16 protein-coding genes are annotated in these 18,430 nt (G+C 39.6%); 1 reads left to right on the top strand and 15 read right to left on the bottom strand.

The window, feature by feature from the left end; all coding sequences use genetic code 11:
* Positions 1-778: 778 nt before the first annotated feature.
* The 7 genes from N482_RS01490 to N482_RS01515 form a co-directional block, all read right to left on the bottom strand.
* Positions 779-1,492 carry a hypothetical protein gene (locus N482_RS01490; protein WP_063375406.1) on the bottom strand — a complete coding sequence of 238 codons (714 nt, stop codon included), beginning with the start codon at positions 1,490-1,492 and terminating at the stop codon, positions 779-781.
* Between the two features lie 95 nt (positions 1,493-1,587).
* Positions 1,588-3,315: an ATP-binding protein gene (locus tag N482_RS01495; RefSeq protein WP_063375407.1), complete on the bottom strand. Its 1,728-nt coding sequence runs from the start codon at positions 3,313-3,315 to the stop codon at positions 1,588-1,590.
* Positions 3,316-3,668: 353 nt separating this feature from the next.
* A complete protein-coding gene (locus N482_RS25370) occupies positions 3,669-4,043 on the bottom strand; it encodes a hypothetical protein (RefSeq protein ID WP_231100761.1) in 375 nt (124 codons plus the stop codon).
* Between the two features lie 101 nt (positions 4,044-4,144).
* Positions 4,145-4,543 carry a hypothetical protein gene (locus tag N482_RS25375; RefSeq protein ID WP_231100762.1) on the bottom strand — a complete coding sequence of 133 codons (399 nt, stop codon included), beginning with the start codon at positions 4,541-4,543 and terminating at the stop codon, positions 4,145-4,147.
* 506 nt (positions 4,544-5,049) lie between these two features.
* Entirely contained in the window at positions 5,050-5,385 is a 336-nt protein-coding gene (locus N482_RS01505; protein WP_063375408.1) for a hypothetical protein, read from the bottom strand.
* Between the two features lie 207 nt (positions 5,386-5,592).
* A complete protein-coding gene (locus tag N482_RS01510; protein WP_063375409.1) occupies positions 5,593-5,940 on the bottom strand; it encodes a ribonuclease E inhibitor RraB in 348 nt (115 codons plus the stop codon).
* A 246-nt stretch (positions 5,941-6,186) separates the two neighbouring features.
* Positions 6,187-6,987 (bottom strand): ion transporter, encoded by an 801-nt coding sequence (locus tag N482_RS01515; protein WP_063375410.1) that lies wholly within the window; start codon positions 6,985-6,987, stop codon positions 6,187-6,189.
* Between the two features lie 570 nt (positions 6,988-7,557).
* Between N482_RS01515 and N482_RS01520 the strand changes: the two genes are divergently transcribed.
* A complete protein-coding gene (locus N482_RS01520; RefSeq protein WP_063375411.1) occupies positions 7,558-8,427 on the top strand; it encodes a hypothetical protein in 870 nt (289 codons plus the stop codon).
* 187 nt (positions 8,428-8,614) lie between these two features.
* Here N482_RS01520 and N482_RS01525 read toward each other — a convergent pair whose 3' ends face one another.
* From N482_RS01525 to N482_RS24645, 8 genes are all read right to left on the bottom strand, one after another.
* Positions 8,615-8,902 carry a diguanylate cyclase domain-containing protein gene (locus N482_RS01525; RefSeq protein ID WP_063375412.1) on the bottom strand — a complete coding sequence of 96 codons (288 nt, stop codon included), beginning with the start codon at positions 8,900-8,902 and terminating at the stop codon, positions 8,615-8,617.
* Positions 8,903-9,253: 351 nt separating this feature from the next.
* Positions 9,254-9,847, bottom strand: a complete 594-nt coding sequence (locus N482_RS01530; protein WP_063375413.1) for a pentapeptide repeat-containing protein — start codon at positions 9,845-9,847, stop codon at positions 9,254-9,256.
* A 157-nt stretch (positions 9,848-10,004) separates the two neighbouring features.
* Complete coding sequence (locus N482_RS01535) at positions 10,005-10,619, bottom strand: DsbA family protein (RefSeq protein WP_063375414.1); 615 nt, start codon at positions 10,617-10,619, stop codon at positions 10,005-10,007.
* Positions 10,620-10,856: 237 nt separating this feature from the next.
* Positions 10,857-11,855, bottom strand: coding sequence for a sphingomyelin phosphodiesterase (locus N482_RS01540; RefSeq protein WP_063375415.1), 999 nt, complete (start codon positions 11,853-11,855; stop codon positions 10,857-10,859).
* 327 nt (positions 11,856-12,182) lie between these two features.
* Positions 12,183-16,388, bottom strand: coding sequence for a trypsin-like serine protease (locus tag N482_RS01545; protein WP_063375416.1), 4,206 nt, complete (start codon positions 16,386-16,388; stop codon positions 12,183-12,185).
* Positions 16,389-16,405: 17 nt separating this feature from the next.
* Complete coding sequence (locus tag N482_RS01550) at positions 16,406-16,753, bottom strand: CU044_2847 family protein (protein ID WP_063375417.1); 348 nt, start codon at positions 16,751-16,753, stop codon at positions 16,406-16,408.
* Between the two features lie 584 nt (positions 16,754-17,337).
* On the bottom strand, positions 17,338-17,649 hold the full coding sequence (locus tag N482_RS25970; protein WP_331245808.1) for a transposase: 312 nt from the start codon (positions 17,647-17,649) through the stop codon (positions 17,338-17,340).
* A gap of 247 nt (positions 17,650-17,896) precedes the next feature.
* The gene (locus N482_RS24645; RefSeq protein WP_155730434.1) at positions 17,897-18,073 is read right to left on the bottom strand and encodes a hypothetical protein; all 177 of its coding nucleotides are present in this window, start codon (positions 18,071-18,073) and stop codon (positions 17,897-17,899) included.
* Positions 18,074-18,430 lie beyond the last annotated feature (357 nt).

The following is an 18,430-nucleotide window of genomic DNA, read 5'->3' on the forward strand; positions in this document are numbered from 1 at the left end:
AAGTGTGCTCGCACCCTGATCTAAAGCTTTACTATCACTATTATTTTTCAAAGTAATTCTCCACTATATAAATCGAAGAACTATAAAGTAAAAAAAACAAGAAACCAATCACAACACCATATTATTAATAAATAAGAAAATAAAAATCCAAAATTTGGCTAAGTTTGCGAAATTTTTTTGAACTGTATATACCGCAGTATAAGAAAGCGTAGGACTGGTAAGGCGGAGCAGAAGATAAAAGTTGTGGTTGAAAAAGATAAAAGTGGGCATATCTTCGATAAAACGATGATGCCATTTAAGCTCAAATAATTAAAGACAGATTCATTACCAATTACTGGATACAGATAGAGTCTTATGTAGTGACGGGCACCTAAGTTATTACTGGTCCGCAGAAAAATAACATCTTAAACACGTGGTATTAAATGCGAGTAAAAATGAGTGAGTCAAAGATAAATTATTTCATATACAAAACATCAATAACTATCACGGCAAATTAAAAATCTGGGTGTCGCATTTTAGAAATGTAGCGACTAAGAACTTTCATAAGTATATTTTTTTGGATTAGTTATTTTTAGCAAACAAATAATAGTTCACAATAAATATGAATTTTTATTCACAACATTATTGTAAAATCCCGGCTTCAACAAACCTTATGAACTTAGCCCTTAAAATATATAGAGGCGAATATATTATTAAATAAAGATTTTATAAAAAACGTTAGCCACTGTATAAAATAGGCTAACGGAGCTTTTTATATTTTTAAAAGTCTATTAACAGACTATGGAATTTTTACTATTTCATCTCTAAATGCTAGTGGATGATTGTCCGTGCTTTTCAGTTTATCCGCCTCTACATTTATGTACTGAGTTTGTGCAATACGATATTCATCCATTTTTCCTGTCGGTTTAAACCAAGTGACATCGCAATTAAAGGAGTCGGGACATGCTTGGTCTACCCAATTTAAAAACTCTAATACTTTGGTTTTCCCGTTGGCTGAGGTACCAGAATCATTATGTGCTGCTTCCATCCTTTTAGTAAGATACGGAGGAACGGAATAAAACTCTGGTTGCACATCGTAGTAACAGGCGTACCCATTTGAGACGCCCTGCTTTATGGGCACCTCAACGGCATGCAAGTGGCTATCTGACGCGGAGTTATTGGCTCTTTGGCTTCCCAGAAACATATTTGATGCATCACTAGGACCATGAAACACCCCATTTACTTGATGCATTCTGGTAAGCTTATTACTAGAAGTACTACCCGCATTGGGGTCAATTAGCCCTTTATATGGCACCCATTTCTTCAAATCTTTGAGATCAGCTGGACTAGATTGCTTTTTAGTACTCGTGATAAAAACATTGTTGCTTTGTGCCGTATTGGTAAGACTGTTTATACTTCCGGATGACACCTTGTTTGCGGTTAACTTTTTTGTTACCGGTGAAATAAGAGACCAGTTTATTGTAGTGGGATCAACCACTTTGTTCGCCATCATAATCAGCTGCCTTTTCAAGCTTTAAAATTTCTTTTAAATACTTCTAATAAGACGGCCTTTATAGGCATCCGTGAACCTAGGTTAGCTCACTTTGACTATGGCATCTGTTTTGCCTGATTGACTAGCTCGTTTAAGACGTTAAACATTTCATACATTGCAACTGGTTTGCCGATGTGATTCACAAAGCCTAAACTTTCGTAGTGCTCTATATCCTGAGGCATGACATTAGCAGTCAAGGCTATGACAGGTACACTCGGATCAAGTTTGTGGATTAAGGAAAAAGCCTCAATACCATCCATTTCAGGCATTTGTATATCCATTAATACAATGTCATAAATGCCAGCTTCAAACGCTTGCACTGCCAATCTACCATTTTCTACCAGCTTTACCTGTGCGCCAGTTTTTTCAAACATCTTTTTGATAACTATTTGGTTTATTTCATTGTCCTCTGCAATGAGGATTTTGACCCGAGAAAAATTGGGGAGCTTGTCTTTACTCGCTTCTTTTTCAACACTTGGCGGCGCTGTTTTTTGCAATGGCAAAGTTACACTGACGCAGGTCCCTTGGCCTTCCACACTCTCAAGACGTAATTCCCCCCCCATTAACCTTACTAAACTAGCTGTGATGGCTAAACCTAACCCCGTACCACCATACTTGCGCGTTGTTGAAGAATCAGCCTGTTTAAAGCGCTCAAATATAGAATCTTGAGTCTCTTGTGCCATTCCAATACCAGTGTCAATAACATCTATATGCAGGGCTTGTTTTTCATCATTTTGAATTGTTGTCACCTCAACTTGAACGCCTCCAACCTCCGTGAATTTGATTGCGTTTGATATCAGGTTAAGCAAAATCTGCCTGACGCGTACAGCATCGCCAAGCCACCCTTGAGTTAACGCCATCTCAAACTGTGTCTCAAGTGAAATCGACTTTTTCAGCGCATCGCCTTTTAAATCCGAAACCACCGACTCAACGGTATCATGTATGGAAAAAGGAGCAGCTTCTAACTCCATCTTGTGAGCTTCAATCTTCGAGAAATCCAAAATATCATTAATGACGGTAAGCAGAGACTGTGCAGAATATACCGCCTTAGAAACTAAATGCTTTGACTCACTATTGAGTTTTTCTTGCTCTAGCACTTGTAATGCACCCAATATGCCATTCATAGGTGTTCGGATCTCATGACTCATATTCGCCAAAAATTCACTTTTGGCGTTAGATGCTTGCTCGGCCTTTATTTTGGCCTCAGTCAAATCTTCATTTTTTTGCCGCATTTCATCCCGAGAACGCTTAATTTGTCCAGCATACTTTCGATTGAAAAACCCGACATTACAACAATATAAATAAACACTTACGGCCGCGACAATTTTGGTAAGGAGTGGTGATTGATCAACAAACTCAAACCCAAGCAATAAGCCACCTGTTATGCAACCCAATAACAACACACCTGAACAGATGTAGTATCTCTTGATGCCTCCCAAGATTAGGCTATTTAATGAGTTGACAATTAATAGTGCGAACACCACCCAAATTTGAAATCCAGTAGCAGCACACCAGATCCCGTAAAATAGCGCATCAAGATACAAGTTGATGTATTCAGCACCCATGCGCTCTGATGCAAGCTTGCTATGTAAACGCGCCAAATGGGGCCAAAGAGCGCAGTTCAAGAAAATAAAGCAAATGGCGGTTAACGTGAGATCGTTATACAATGCGCCAATGAGCATCACGGCCATTAGCACACATCCGATTATACGGGGCGCATAATTCAGTTTGCCAAGAGATGGTTTTTGTTTTGATGTATCGTTCGTATATTGAGCAGACGTCATGTCAAATACTTAAATCCAAGCTCAGCTATCCTCTTAACTTTATACACCAAAAAACACTTTTTTATTTGTTTTTTAACCCAACAAGTTAAAAAAATGCAACAATATGAAATTTCAACACCATCAGTACTTTCCTCAAAATGCACCTTATTCCGCCAATCTAAGTTCAATACCTGTTGGTATTCATGCCTTAAAGTGAGTTGATAAATAAATGACTTTTTATTGAAATAATCACACGGGAAACTCCTTTCCAAGGCCCTGTATTTAACCTGTCCCTGCCGATATTATGAGTTTTTTAATTGAAAAATCAAAAGCGCTAGACTTGTATAAATCCAGCGCTTGGGGTAACACTATGACTAAATTTTAGGCCTGAGGCTTTCTATAATTTGAGCATCTACCCAATAACTTTCCCCACCCCAATTTTGACTGCCATCTTCCTTGACCTGCCACTCACCTCTGGAGAAAAACAAATATTTACCATCATGTGTGACTTGAGGAGAGCTTTCATTCAAGTCGGTATTTATCAATGGCCCCATATTTACGGCTGGTAGCCACGCGCCCTGCTTACTTTTAAAACTGATATAAATGTCTGATTTTCCATGTCCATCGCCACGCACTACATCCCACATTAAGTACGACTCGTCAGGTGCAATATAAGGATGAGCAATCCATTCACCCTTATTGATTTGAGTACCGAGTTTGACTGGGCTCTGGTGCTTCCCATTGACCATACGTGAATAACCTATATTTCCTTTACCCTTGTCTTCTTTTTTATAAAATGGAAAAAAGTAAGTGCCTTGCGCTGAAATAGAAATGCCATGTCCTTGCTCTTTTAAAAACGCGCCCTGTTTTTTTGCTTAGACCACCCAGTTTTTGTTTTACTTCTAAACCACTTGCCTCCATACATCATGCGGCCATCTAAAGAAAATTGTGGCCATCTAATATCGGTCTCAGATGCCTTACCCCAACGTCCATTTACATATCGAATCACAAAAAATACGCGTTTTTTGTACTGTCCATTTTTCCTTGTGAAATAAAACGCCTTCATATTTGGTGAAAATTTACCACCTTCAAATCGGCCATCTGGTGACACTATTTTGGGGTCAAAAAGCTTAGGTGTTAACCCTGGTGGCGTTTCTCCAAAATAATGCTGTTCGGTAACTGCTGAAGTTTCTTGAGCAAATGTATTGCCACTCACGCTCATCGCAAACAGTAGAAAACAAGTTGACATATAAATACGGTCCACAGTTCACTTTAATTATTTAAATCAATGAGTTAAATAATTTTTTACTTATATGACACTAAGGTCAAAACCTAATGTAGGTGAATCCGATGTAAAAAACCTGACGGCATTATGATTTTGAAATGATTTGAATATGACGACTTAGCGAGACTTTTACAGTTACTTAAAAGACTCATGATTATTTTGGTAATATTTGAAGATAGTGAGCGTAAAAGATTGTGGAAAATAAATTTATACCATAAAAAATCAAAGTCTTAATAAAAAAACACCCAGATATTTAATTTCTCTACTTAATAGAAAGGTGGGCCACTTGATAACAGTCTGAACATTTTTACGATCGCTCTTTTTCAATCGAGTCAGATAGTTCAACCCTATGACCCACTTAAACAAGCTTAAATATATGCCAGAGGCTCACTAACTCCACAACACACCGCGACTCTTCGCTTGCTCTCGGATCAAGTCCAGTGTGTTGCGTATCATAACAACTATGTCGACTAAGCACCCGTTAAGTCAAAAATATATGAAACATGTAGGCCATAGAAAATACAAGGCGTCAAAATCACACTGGCAAAGATAAATGCCTTAGTTAGTTGTTTGTTATTCTTTTCTCTAACGACCTTGAGCCCAAAAGCAGCAATAATTAGCAGTGGTAGCAAATAGTGAATTCTAATTAAAGGCATTAAAACAAACAGTCGCTTAACTTCTACAGACAGTGTTAAATCATAGGCCTCTATCATCATAGGAGCCCCAACAAAAACACCAATAACCAATGTGGTGATGTATAAAACGATTAAGAACCACCAAGGCGTGGATTCTACAAATTTGATCATATGTATGTGCACTTAACGCCTAAAAACAAGGCTTTTGAATGCTTGACTAAAACAAAATAGGAATGAGCGTCAGCCAAGCTTTAGACGCACCACCCATAACTTCTTTGGTATTTTACAACTTTTGATAGCGCAAAATATAGCAATTAATTTGCCGCTTCAGATAAACAGCTAAGTACACTAGTAATTTTTGATTTAGCTAAAGGTTTTTTATGTTCCGCAGGGACTGCAAACAGCCCATGAATTACAAAATCCACCAATATTAGAGACTATATTGCTTAATCTTTTTTGTTCTCCAGAAACGAATTCATGGGTTACTTTATTGCTCACTGTAAACAATACATGACCTGGCAATTCATCTTCTTCATTTGGCTCAACGTAACTAGCCTCTGGCAAGATGTTCGAAATTTCTGTTTGCTGTTCGTAAGTTAATGGCCATGAGGCAAACTCTACGTAAAATTCAATGTCATGGGCAGTATCAAAGTCAAAGTCTCTTTCTGCCAAGATACGCAACATATCGCCATCAGCATCCAAAGGCCAAGAGGTTGTTTCAATCATAAGTCTCTTCTCTAAAAGTTGTGTTTACACTACTAGTCGTATGAAGGGACGATAGATTTACTTATTTTTTATCATTACTTGGGAAAGTTTAGGGTTTGCGATACCAAACGTGCCCTGTCGATAATACTTTAATGCGACCTAGGCTGATAGAAGCAGTCTAAAACCAGTAGCGCACTGCGCAAATAATCTGTGGTTTAGAAGTAAAGTCGCGCCTAATGCGCGACTCAAATGACATTACACCGTTGTTTACTGCTTGTTTTGTTTTAATAACGCATCAAGCTTTTCTTCAACGCGTAAAATATCTTCCTTTGTGGCAAGCGCCTGCTCCGGTTTAGCCTCTTCATCATGCATAATTTGCATTGCATCGACGATAATACCAATGAAAAGGTTAAGTACAGCAAAACTGGTAATGATTATAAAAGGAACAAAAAACAACCATGATTGTGGAAATAGCTCCATGGTCGGGCGAACAATCCCCATAGACCAACTCTCTAATGTCATGACCTGAAACAAGGTATAAGCTGATGCCCCGATACTGCCAAACCATTCTTGCATGTTAGGATCAGGGTGCTGACCAAATAGCTTAGTTGTGAGTACTGCCGACACATAAAACACGATGCCCAGTACTCCAATGACCGAAGCCATGCCTGGTAATGAGTGGCCTAGTGCACCTATCACTCGACGCATTTGTGGTACAACCGAAAACAGCCTTAACACCCTTAAAATTCTGAATGCACGCAGTACAGATAGCGCCCCGCCCGCCGGCACCCAAGCTATTGAGACGATGATAAAGTCAAAGCAATTCCAACCTGATTTGAAAAATTTAAAACGATAAACAATGAGTTTTAAAACAAGCTCCAATGTAAATATCAATAAAATAACAAGATCTATTTTATGTAAAACAGCTGCATTATCTTTACCAAATTGGGTTGTCTCTAATCCCAAAGTTACAGCATTAAACAAAATAACGGCAATTAGAAAATTCTGGAACGTCTTAGCTTCTACAAGCGACGTTAGTTTTAACATGAAGTTGTTTGAGAATGTCATGGCTCTTTTTTAGGAAAATAAAAGATAAGCAATGATTTAGGGGGAAGTCATTTTTGTCAAGGAGAAATACACATATCCACAGTACAGCCACTCCTAAATATTTGAATTAAGGGATACTCCCCTGAACCATCTTTTTGCTAATTAACCCAACCCAGCCTTTGACATTACTTTTTTTGCGCTTGAGTGTCGCTTTATCTTGTCTCTACGACTTTGCTTTTTGATTCTCAAATCAATTCGCAAAACCCAAAAAAAGAGTAAAAGGCGCAATTACAAGCATTTAAATGATACCAACAACTCTATAACACGTTGAAGTATAGTTACATATTAGATTAATCAAAAAATGGCACAAGTTTCGCTACGTAGCTGTTGAGAAGATATAATTGCGACCAGTAACACATACGACTAGCTATACAACACACGGCCTTTCTCAATGATGCTTTGCAAGCTGACAAAGCGCTGTGCCATCTGTGCGGTTAAAACATCTGCTTTCCTTCAAACGCTTATGCTGTAATACCAGAGGTCTAAAACCAGATATCTCTCACTGAATTGGACATAAATTAGGAGTCTGTCATGACGAGTCTAAACAAAAGAGAGATGTCATTGCGAACGATGTATCAGCATCACGGACTTTTGCGTTTTCAAAACATGTATTCTCAAGCGACATTAACCAAATGGAATAGAGTGCTAGACCCGGTGTTCGAGCGCCTATCCTCAAAAGCTCGTAGCTATGTAAGACCAGATGAGCTGGTAAAGTTAGGTATTCTCAAAGAGGTGATGTGTAATCGGTTATTAAATGTAATCAGCATACTGGATCCTTGCCCCATTTTGTTGCACTGCCATTGTTTTGAAATAGGTGGTAACTGCCATGAAAACCTATTTGATTTTAGTGGTTTAGATGGCTGGCATCGAGAGCCTAGTGACCCTAGTATTAGGTCGGTTCGTGGGTGCAGACCCTGCTCTATCTATATCTATCTGACAGACGTAGCACACTCTGACTTTGGCTCCTTTGAAATCGTGCCTGGATATGAGGAAGGCCTGCTGAAGAGCAACATGAAAAGTTGTAATATAACAGGAAATAAAGGAACTTGTTTTTTGTGGAATCCTGACCTTTACCATCGCCCCAATGCAAATCGTTCACCTTTGAAACAGCGAATTTTGAAAATCTCTATTCAGACTAACGGTTGGGCTAATGCGAGCATTCAGCTTAGCGAATTTAAAAATGCCTTAACTATTTTGGGTGATGATGATCCAGCTCTCGCATACCTCTTAGGTAGTCACTTCGGAAACAACCAAGCAATCAAAACAATGCCTTATACTCGGACAGGGGATTTACCTCGAATAAAACCTCTTGATTGTTCCGAAAAAACACAAGTGCCTACCAAAGCCGAAACGATGCTGCGCAGGATAAAATACAAATTAGATAAAGCGTTAGGTATTTAGATGTATCTTGATGATGGCGCTTGGACGAGCAATACAATCACCTTATTTCTGCCTGTATTTTTCGCTTTATATGATTTGGTATCGGCTTGTTTAAGCATGCTATCAACGATAGTCATCAGTATCAGTCAGTTGTGCAACACCACAACTAACTGTATTAGTTAAATTATTACCACTTATAGGTGTATCACTAATAACAGAACAAAGCTTTTGCGCGTTCCATACCAGTGCCAGTCAAAACGAAAACAAGCCCCTCTCCCGTAACCCTTGCAATGAAATCATTTACTCGCTGGTATTGCTGCGTAATCTTATTGGCGACTTCAATTAAAACTTCATCACCAACATCATGACCATAGATATCATTTACGTTCTTAAATTTATCAATATCTAGCAAAATAAGTTTTGCTTTTATTTGCATTTCGGTGTCTTGCCACTTTACAAAGCTATCAAACGCGCGCCATACATTTGCTTTCGCCACTCCATTCTGCCTTGCTCAAGTTACTGCAAACTTAAATGCATTAGTAGATATGCATGGGCACAGCTATTCGTGTTTTCTGATGTGTCTTTGGCAAGTCTGTAATGTAAAGTAATTTTATCAATGTGGCCCTTAAAAAATAAAGTTGCCCCGATAATGCAGGTTGCTTTACGCCTTTACTCTATTTTAAAGTACTGCGAGGCTCTCCCCGACGGTAAGCCAACGCTCCACCATTTATCTAAACTGCATTTTCTACATGAAGATTGAAGTAAACTCTCGGTACAACAACCTTTCACCATTGCCCATTTCAAAGTAAATGGTATTGCCAGTATTCTGCTGGCATATTACTTATTTCTAAACTAGTTCTATTTCTAAGCACCCTAACAACCTGATTGCCTCAAAACGGTCAAACTTTGCTTTTTTAAGGTCATTGCTAAAAATATCGATATCAAAGTCAGTTGCGTTCGAAAAATCAGCCCCTTGAAGATTCGTATCCGCAAACAATGAGCGACCAAAATCCGTGTGTTGAAAGTTAGCGTTACTAAAATCCCCAGTCCTAAAGTCAACGCCACGAGCTACACAGCTTTCCATCAATAGATCTGGCAACGACAATCCATAAAACGAACTATCACTTACCAAACAATCGTAAAACTGGATTGGGGCGCTAAATATTGGTCTGGGCCACGCGACTTTGCTCCAGTCAATACCGAGCGCTTTTGAATCTCGAAAGACCACATCTGAAAATTTGCTGTACTCCATTTTTGCGAGGCTCAAATTACATTTTGAGAACTCACAATCCACAAATTTGCACCTACTAAAAATGGTTTCAAAAAAATTGCACCCGAAAAATGTGCAGTTTTCAAACTCCTTTGAAGAAAGCTTTTCACTAGAAAAGTCCTCTCCCTCAAACGTCTTAGACCAGAATTCGTTTTCTTCTCTAATACCCACTTAACCTCCTTATAACTCTGCCTCGATTCTATTTGATGAAGCGAATCGTCTTATAGTAATTTAAACTGTGATGCTTAAGCCCAAAGTGCAGTAGTTTACTGATACCTGATTTAAACAGCCTTTCATGTATTGAACATGTCAATGACGTCGGGTTATATCAATTTTCAATTATGTGGCTAAATCGTTGTTCTAGCAGTGCTGCATGACAAAAGCCGAGCGTCAATGGATATGCTTGATTTTCTTCGTTAATGTAAAATAGAGCAGGAAAGCCACTTACTCTCAGCTGCTGCGTAATACTGAGGTGCTGTTGAAATAGCACCTCAGTCTCTTGATAATTCAATGCTTTTAAAAACTCATCGCCGTCGATTTCAATCGAATACGCACAAGCAACCAACGTTTCTTGTAATGAAGGATTTTTAGCTTGTTGATAGTAAGCTGACTGAATAGCTTTAGCCATTTTCTGTGCACTGTTTTCCTGAAGCCTTTCAGCAGCAATAACGGCTCTACAGGCCAAATATGTAGCACGATAAGGTGTATTCAGTTGCCAATAGTCATGATTAAAGATTACTTGGCTCTTCTTTTCAATTTCATACCAATACGAAGAGATCGTTTGCCTCAATTCTTCAGGCATGGGCTGATCTGTATCGGGCGCCAAGCCGCCCATTACCCAATTGTTCTCTGCAGCTGGGTAATTACTCAAAAACTGTTCTAATTCTGGTTGGAACCCAAAACACCATCCGCACATCGGGTCCATCACGTATAAAAATCGCATGTTTCTCTACTTTCCATCTAGTAAATTAGCGCAAATAACTCGTCCAATCACATCAAGCTTAATTATTTTATCATGCCATTATACACAGAGTAGTGAACATTCAACCCTTGAGTGAATTACCGAACTGAGAGCACAAACCTTGGCAAACACTTTGAGTATTCAGTTTTGAGGTTATTTGTGCTATTGAAGCTAATAAAGTTTAAAAGCGACACCGTGCTGCATCGCTTAGTGACCTATTTAGAATTCAAAATTAACTTGCACGGGGTAATGGTCAGACAACTCATTGTAGTAGCCATTATGATAGTAACGACCATCACTTAAGTTCCAATTTCCTTTTAAGTAGCTCCAATACCAGTTATTTTGCGATTTTGGATAACGTACTGTCATTTTAGGCGTGTTTGTAGGTTGTTTGTGATCGGTGTGCCAAAACACGTAATCTAGTGTGTCATTGTAATCTAGACTATAGTCAAAATAGTAGGCATTAGCTTTGGTAAACCAATTGTACTTTGCAGAGAAGGACCCAACTTGAGGAGTTTTAAAGTTCAGCCCTGCATGTGCTGTACTGAGCATATCTGCTACTTCGGTTTGTTTGCTCCATTCTACATTCATATCGCCACCGATAATCACTGGCTCATTCGCTGGAATATTTTCAGACTCGATAAAAGCTTGAATTTCACCTAACTGGTCTATGCGGACGCGATGTTCTTGCTCTGTATAGCCATCGTGGGTTGCTTGCAAGTGAGTGCCGATTAAGTGATAACGCTGACCACCTTTTTCGATCTCTACATAGGCGAATCCTTTGTTTGCAAAATAATCCCAGCTTCCGCTCAAGCTATTGGTAAACACATGTGCTTTTTGCGAAACAATAGGATGTTTGGAGAGAATCACCACGCCACCACGGATCACAAAAGGGCTGTTGGAACAATTACCCGTTAACCCATCCCAACCACTGCCACTGCAATCTTGGCCGACATTCGGTGTTTGATATGGGTATTCATTAGAAAGTGCAGCCAATGCTTGCTCAGCATCATTATTAAAAACCTCACTCACCAAAATAACATCAGGGCGGTTAGTTAATGAGTTCAGTGCTACGGGCAACCGCTCAGCTCGATTGCTTTGATCCCAGTCTTGTACACTTAATTGCATAATATTATAAGCCATCACTTTTAGTGAATCGGCCATTATATGTGTACTTGCCAACATTGATGCACATAATAGAGCATGCTTTATTTTCATTTTTTCTCCAATACTTCATTATTTTTTTGAGGCTTTAGTGTGTAACCACACTTATTAGACTCAATTTAAATTAGAAATCTTGGAACATGAAAATAGTCATACTAAATGACATTTCAATGTCATTATTCTTTCTTTTAAATTAATTTTTAATATAATACATTTTTAAATTTTATTTACATTTAAATGCAAAGCCATTTGTAACCTGCGTTAAACCGTAGCTAATTCATTAAATATTAATGCGCTAATTTTTATTTTAAATGTTAAAATAATCAAAGGTGATCATGGTAACAACCAAAATCAGCGACTACTTAACTATGCGTGCGACACTCACCCTTCTTGTCGAGCGATTTGCTCATAGCGATCAAGCTGAGACAAATAAGCTGATTTGGCTGGATCGGGTTTGATGTGTTCAGCGTGAGATCTCAACAACTCGATATATGCCTTAACGGTTATATTCAATTCAGCTGCACCAATATTATTGAGGATCAACACCTGTTTACTCTCATCTGCCGCAAGCAAAGCGTTTGACCACTGCTCTGGATTTTGAATCATATGAAATTGCGGATTAGGGTTAAATTTCATTTTAATTATTATCCACCACCCGTGTACTTTATATGTTAAAAATATTCCAACCAAACACAGAGGAACGAGCAGTATTAGTACTGCAACAAAATAAACCCAGTTACCATGCAAATTAATTACTTTGTAAATTAAACCCAAACCTAGTTTCAAAGCCATTGGAAATACCATTAAACCTCCAATAGCGACAAAGATATACACGAATGGACTTGCTTCACTATCGCCTTTTATCTTTGAATAGGTAAACATCAAGCAGGCGATAAATAAAAACGCTCCCCCCGTCCAAGTGATCGCTTCCCATGGCAGCACCTCGATGGTTTCGATGCCTATAAATTTCACCGCCACTAGAGCAAGAATTGCAAGTCCCAATGGCTGCCTCGCCATCAGTAATACAAGCCCCAATACAATCGCAATGACCCAATTGTCAATTAAGAATCCTACAATTGAAAAAAGACTTATCGACTCACTCGACCACGGGGGGAATAAACCAAAAAAGAAGTTCGCCAGCATGACAGAAAAAAAAGCAAAAAGTACTACTGCACCAACTATGTCATCTCGTAAAAACGAAAAAATGCCTTCTCGAAATGGCTTGCCCCATTGATGTGGCACCACATAACTGGCAACAACAGACGCGAGTATGTACGTGCTAAAACATAGCACTAGTAATGGATACAATAACGATATACTAAGTAAGCAGAAAAAGATCCCGCCTATCACATTAGGAACACTGCTCTCCATCGACCAGACAGTCACAGCGTAGACATAGATATGTATTGAAACTAAAGTACAGCCTAGTGCCACTAGATACACACAGCTTTTCGTCAAAAAAATGAAACCAATAAACACTAAAGTACAAGTCCAGTAAAACCATGGGCTATCAAATAGTTCAGCAAGCTTAGTGCGGTACATATTTCGCGTGTAGTTATTTTCTATCTGCCTTAGTTTGTATTTAACAGCTTGATGCCATTCGTTATATTCGAAGCCGTTTTCACCTTGTCCTTCCTGTTCATCTTTCATTATAGCGTTGACATAATAACGGTCGTCGAATGAAAGAGTCGAATAAGGCCTGTTTCGCCCTAGCTCACCGAGAACCTTTAAACGATTGTATTCTTTATGATCAATTTGATAGTCTTCGGCGGTATGTTTAAGAATGGTATCGACACTTACCCCAATCAATCCAAACGAGACGATAGCACACAGCAGTGTAAAAAAGCTGAGCATTAAACTGGCTTTGTGTACAGCCTTACATTCGCGGCTTTTATTTTGTTCTGCAACTTTGTTCAATGACGCCGCGCGTTTTAATAATTCACCTTTCTCTACTGCTTTGGAAATTTCAAAATTAAATGCTTCTGTTGTGTGCCCCTTACGAAGGTCTTGTGCGGTCAGTAAGTCAATCGCTTGTATCTTGAGCCAAGCAACATCAGCGCTTTGACAACGCTTACTAAATGCGTGTAAATCTATATCAGGTACCACAGCCAGAGCACGCAATGCACGAATATGTAAAATTGGCTCGGCATAATGTACCAGCGCCCAAGTACTTTCGAGTACTAGCAATCGCAATCGCACTTGCAGCTCATCGGCCTTGATACTGCGTGCCAGTAACCGTGAAGCAAGTTCAACTAACTCAACTAATTCACTACCGTGCGCATATGTTATTTGCGTATACTCTGCAGAAGGATAATGGCCTGTAAAAGACTTATTAGTATCTCCTTGCATATCGTTTAGCGCAGATAAAAACTGAGCTTTTCTCGAATTAAAATCTGAACATGCGGATTCTGAACTATCTTTATTACCAACCCTGATATCATCAAGGCAAGGCTTAAGCTTTTGTGCAATCACTTCTATCAGTTGAAGTACACCCGCCTTTTGATGGCCAATCATCATTAGATTGACCAAAGTTTCTTGCCATCTGGGGATGGTAAACAGCGCTGACCATTGAGGTGCTATATCCCCTTTGTGAATATAGCGCGCGGTTAGATATTCCTGAAACCTATGATGCTCGAAGCGGATCATTTCGCCGTTGTCTTGCTCACCCAAAAAAGGGTTCACATCACGACTTTTACTGCTGATTAAAAGGCCACATTTCAATCCATTATCAATTGCTGTTTTACTAATTAAATTTCTATCATTAGTCACGATTTCCAACAGCACAGCCCCACCACGGTTACGCTCCGTAAGGTAATAAGCCAAGGCACACCATTGCTGCTCATCACGATGAAAATCATCAATTGACGCTTCTGGAAATTTCCTTTGATAATTGAGACGTTGATAGTGCTCGAAAAGCGCTATTCGATTATTTGGCCAACAGTGGTTGTTACGTAAGTAAATAGCCAAAAGCCAGAGATTAAAAGGATTAGAGGTGGCGATTGAACTATTGGGCCCAAGCAGAAAATCAGCCATCTCATCTACTGTCCAACTCTTGTTTTCAACACATAAGGTTTGAGCTTCACGAAAAACATGTTTTTTCAGGTATGATTTGACCTGCCCTTCTTCAAAAGGCAACAGTACTAGCCTTTGGTGGACAAAATCTGGCGAGAAATCCGTGATACGGCAGCTAAACAGAGTTCGGACCCTATTGACTTTGCTCTGAGCATACACACTGAGCGCACGGGTGTGGTCGTTATATTTATACCGACTCATCTCGTCCATTCCATCAAACAGCACGATTAACCGGTTATTTTCCTCCAACGCACTCACTAAATGGCCAATGCCAGCCTGCCAAGCATGCCTATAGACCAACTGCTCTACTGCTTGGCTATCAGGCGTTTCAGCAAAAAAATCCCCTAACCTGATCAACAAACATGCTGTAGGCAATTGTTTGACTTTCTCTTGTTCACACAAGCGCCATGCAGCCTGTTTAAGCGTCATAGATTTACCACATCCAGGCTCACCTAACAGTACCAAAGGTTTGGTGGCTACATCCATTGCGCTTAGGATATTACGAACAATTTTACTTTTGCGACTCAATAGTGCCATTGATGCAGAAGCGTTATCTCCCCCTTTCGCATGACCTGCTAACTGCTTGATCAATTGCTGATAAGGCGTCAGCACAGTCCTAGCATCATATTTTGTAGGGGCTACACTTTTGGGCGCTTCTTGCGCTCGTAAAGGCACATAACCAGACACATCACTGGATAGATTGGTTTCAAAGTCTTGAATAAGATTAGCGGCAAGATTAGACAAATGCGTCACTATCGCCTGTCTTTGTGGGGGTTCTGGAAGCACGCCAATACGTGCTAAATAGGTATGTAACCTTGGCGCGGTTGCATCCATTACCCTTCGCATAAATGATAACGAATGGTACCCGGTCATGGCAGACGAATTTGCTATATCAGGAGTTATTCGCACGTTGATAAGATTGATATCTTCAACTAGCGGTCTGAAAAGGTTTAGTGGGATGACAACGGCAGTTTTTCGGGTCTCATCCGCTACACTCACAATTCCCGCTACCGCTTGTAAAATCGGGCACCACAATGGCGCCCCACTGAAACCACCCCGTATGACCTCGCCGCCGTCATTTGTTTGATAAATATCATACCAACCATGTTCATTAACCGAATTGAATTGATAATCAGCAGTCGCCGAGTCACCGCCGGTATCTTTGGGAAATCCACTCACTCTCACCGCTATATCGTGAATATCAGACGGAACAACCAGCTTGATATAATTCGTATTAAACGGCATTTTTTCTAAGCTGTGTAAAAGAGCAATATCCCGCTCCACACTCTCATCACTGTCAACAAGGTTAGCAAGAAAAACCTTTTCCCTTCCCTCAACCCAAGGCCGAGTAAAATAGATTTTCCCCCTTGTGAACTGACTACCTAAGACGACATGCGCGCAGCTTAAAATACGCGTTTCGTCAATTAGTAATCCCGCGCCCACGCTCACCCCAGCGTCAGTTTGAAAACGAACTATTCGTTCACAAAGCCAAGTAGGGTAACGTGAATCAGCCATCTTTTCGGTAACCTAAACTAACTTGACGCTTGGTCTTTTGGTTTCCAAGTAACAGACACCTTGAGGTTACCTTCCAAGGCCGTTTTAGCAATGACTACGCCTGTCTCACCACTTAGCTTGACACCTAGCTCAAGCTTGACTTCACTTACCCCCTCCACTGTAACAGCCGTCGCATTGACTACATTTCCTAGCAACACACTAAGATTATCCATGGCATTTTCTAGCTTAACTGTTGCCTGTTCAATTATCCCATCATCAGTAGAAACTTGTCGACGACCACCTGTAGTTTGAGGCGTTTCAGGGTCAACCTCAACATATATCGCTGCACCATTTTCCGAAGGAAATTTTTTAATTATCGGCGGCATGTAAATACTCCTTATCAGCCCTTCCAGCCTTGTTAAAATATACCAATACAACAAACTTTTACAAACTCTTTATCCAATACACCAAATATATTATTCACCTTGGTCGCTTGAATTATATTTATTGATTAACCATGCTCTACTTATACTCAAAGAAGGACAACTTAAAATTTGCACGCTTAGTCTAAAATGGAAGTAAGAATCCAATCGTTTAGAGTCAATGGGCATTCGCAGCTTAGTTCTTAAGCCACACAGAGGGACTCATTCCCTATACAGAATCGACTGGTTTTACAGCCCTTTTTGATTTTTTGTCGTTGGCAATTTGTACTGAGGCGCAGTGTGGCGCTTACACCGGGAACACGCTAACCACGGCTATGTTGCCAAGCCTTGTTGAAGTCGTGCTTTGATAAACATATCACTTAAAAACTGTTCTACCGTTTGATTTGAGTGCTCTGTTTGTTCAAACCACCGCATCCAACCAATATACTTGTATAGGTTCTTTGTGGCCACACCGCGAAAGCGTGCAATCCAACTCTTTAATTTACCATGGTAGTTATTGACGTTTTGTATATGAAAAACCCCATCTTTTACTCGCTCTTTATCACACCCATTAAAACCACATGCTTGAGTATTTCTTTTTCTGCTAGCCAGTAGTAGTTCAGGTGACCATCACTGCAAAGAACGATATCTGGCTCTAGCCTTGGTAATAAGTCTGGCTTTAACGCGTCTAACTTAAAACGTGTCATGACTTTATCAAAAGTGTGTCCACTTCTATCTTTTGCAATTACAACTTTGATTTTCGCTTTTCCCTTGTCCGTACCGCGTTTTCTGGACGCTCGGGTTAATTCACGACACCCTTTTTCTGATAGTTTGAAATGCGTTTCGTCAATCTCAACTATCCATCTATATGTTGAGCCATCAGGTTATTTGTCAGTTTTAAGAATTTATGACGCCACCGAAAAGACGTACTTAATGCTATCCGCATTCACTTGCAGCTTGACGTAAGAACTTACCATCTAGCATGGTTTCAATGTAGTGTTCCCACTTTTCTTGATGGTGAAGGCCATTCAGCTCTGTGCACGTTAATCCGTTAAAGGTTCTTTTGCACCCTTTGCAGCGATAACGCTGTCTATTACAACTCGTGCCTCATTTGAGTAGGTCGCTACATTGACAGTACGGGCAGTTATTAACAATAGAGTCGAGTTGTTTGGTGATATATGAGATCCCATCGGGGTGAGCTACAGTATGCTCTAGTTGCTTCCTCTGATTTGGAGATAATTGGCTAATGGATTGTTTTAAAGTAGAAAACTCTGTAGCGTTCATGTTGGGTCTCCCAAAAGGAGAATTGATGTAACTATAATTATAGTAGATCAACAAAGTTCCCTAACTTAGCCCTAACCACGATTAATATCGATAAATAGAAACGCAGTATCACGTCCATATTAGCTCCGCAGGGCTTTATATAAATTTTTGTATTATTTAGTTAAAAAGAGATATTCATCGTTGTTATTACAGATCAAGGCCACTTTGAGTTAATTCACCGGTAACGATTTATACTCCGAATACAATTAAACAAGACACTTAGAAAGGCTTTTACCTTCAAAGGCACACTCAAAAATCAACGGGTAAAACAGGGCTTAATTAACTGATATAAATATACTATATAAAGTTATACTGCCT

This window comes from Pseudoalteromonas luteoviolacea NCIMB 1942, assembly GCF_001625595.1.
Taxonomy (GTDB): Bacteria; Pseudomonadota; Gammaproteobacteria; order Enterobacterales; family Alteromonadaceae; genus Pseudoalteromonas; species Pseudoalteromonas luteoviolacea_A.

What these genes read in the sequence shown, in the direction of transcription:
- N482_RS01505 (WP_063375408.1), bottom strand. Translation starts at nt 5,385, where the DNA reads ATGATCAAATTTGTAGAATCCACGCCTTGGTGGTTCTTAATCGTTTTA.
- N482_RS25375 (WP_231100762.1), bottom strand. Translation starts at nt 4,543, where the DNA reads ATGTCAACTTGTTTTCTACTGTTTGCGATGAGCGTGAGTGGCAATACA.
- N482_RS01535 (WP_063375414.1), bottom strand. Translation starts at nt 10,619, where the DNA reads ATGCGATTTTTATACGTGATGGACCCGATGTGCGGATGGTGTTTTGGG.
- N482_RS01545 (WP_063375416.1), bottom strand. Translation starts at nt 16,388, where the DNA reads ATGGCTGATTCACGTTACCCTACTTGGCTTTGTGAACGAATAGTTCGT.
- N482_RS01520 (WP_063375411.1), top strand. Translation starts at nt 7,558, where the DNA reads ATGACGAGTCTAAACAAAAGAGAGATGTCATTGCGAACGATGTATCAG.
- N482_RS01490 (WP_063375406.1), bottom strand. Translation starts at nt 1,492, where the DNA reads ATGATGGCGAACAAAGTGGTTGATCCCACTACAATAAACTGGTCTCTT.
- N482_RS01495 (WP_063375407.1), bottom strand. Translation starts at nt 3,315, where the DNA reads ATGACGTCTGCTCAATATACGAACGATACATCAAAACAAAAACCATCT.
- N482_RS01515 (WP_063375410.1), bottom strand. Translation starts at nt 6,987, where the DNA reads ATGACATTCTCAAACAACTTCATGTTAAAACTAACGTCGCTTGTAGAA.
- N482_RS01510 (WP_063375409.1), bottom strand. Translation starts at nt 5,940, where the DNA reads ATGATTGAAACAACCTCTTGGCCTTTGGATGCTGATGGCGATATGTTG.
- N482_RS01550 (WP_063375417.1), bottom strand. Translation starts at nt 16,753, where the DNA reads ATGCCGCCGATAATTAAAAAATTTCCTTCGGAAAATGGTGCAGCGATA.
- N482_RS24645 (WP_155730434.1), bottom strand. Translation starts at nt 18,073, where the DNA reads ATGAACGCTACAGAGTTTTCTACTTTAAAACAATCCATTAGCCAATTA.
- N482_RS25370 (WP_231100761.1), bottom strand. Translation starts at nt 4,043, where the DNA reads ATGGTCAATGGGAAGCACCAGAGCCCAGTCAAACTCGGTACTCAAATC.
- N482_RS01540 (WP_063375415.1), bottom strand. Translation starts at nt 11,855, where the DNA reads ATGAAAATAAAGCATGCTCTATTATGTGCATCAATGTTGGCAAGTACA.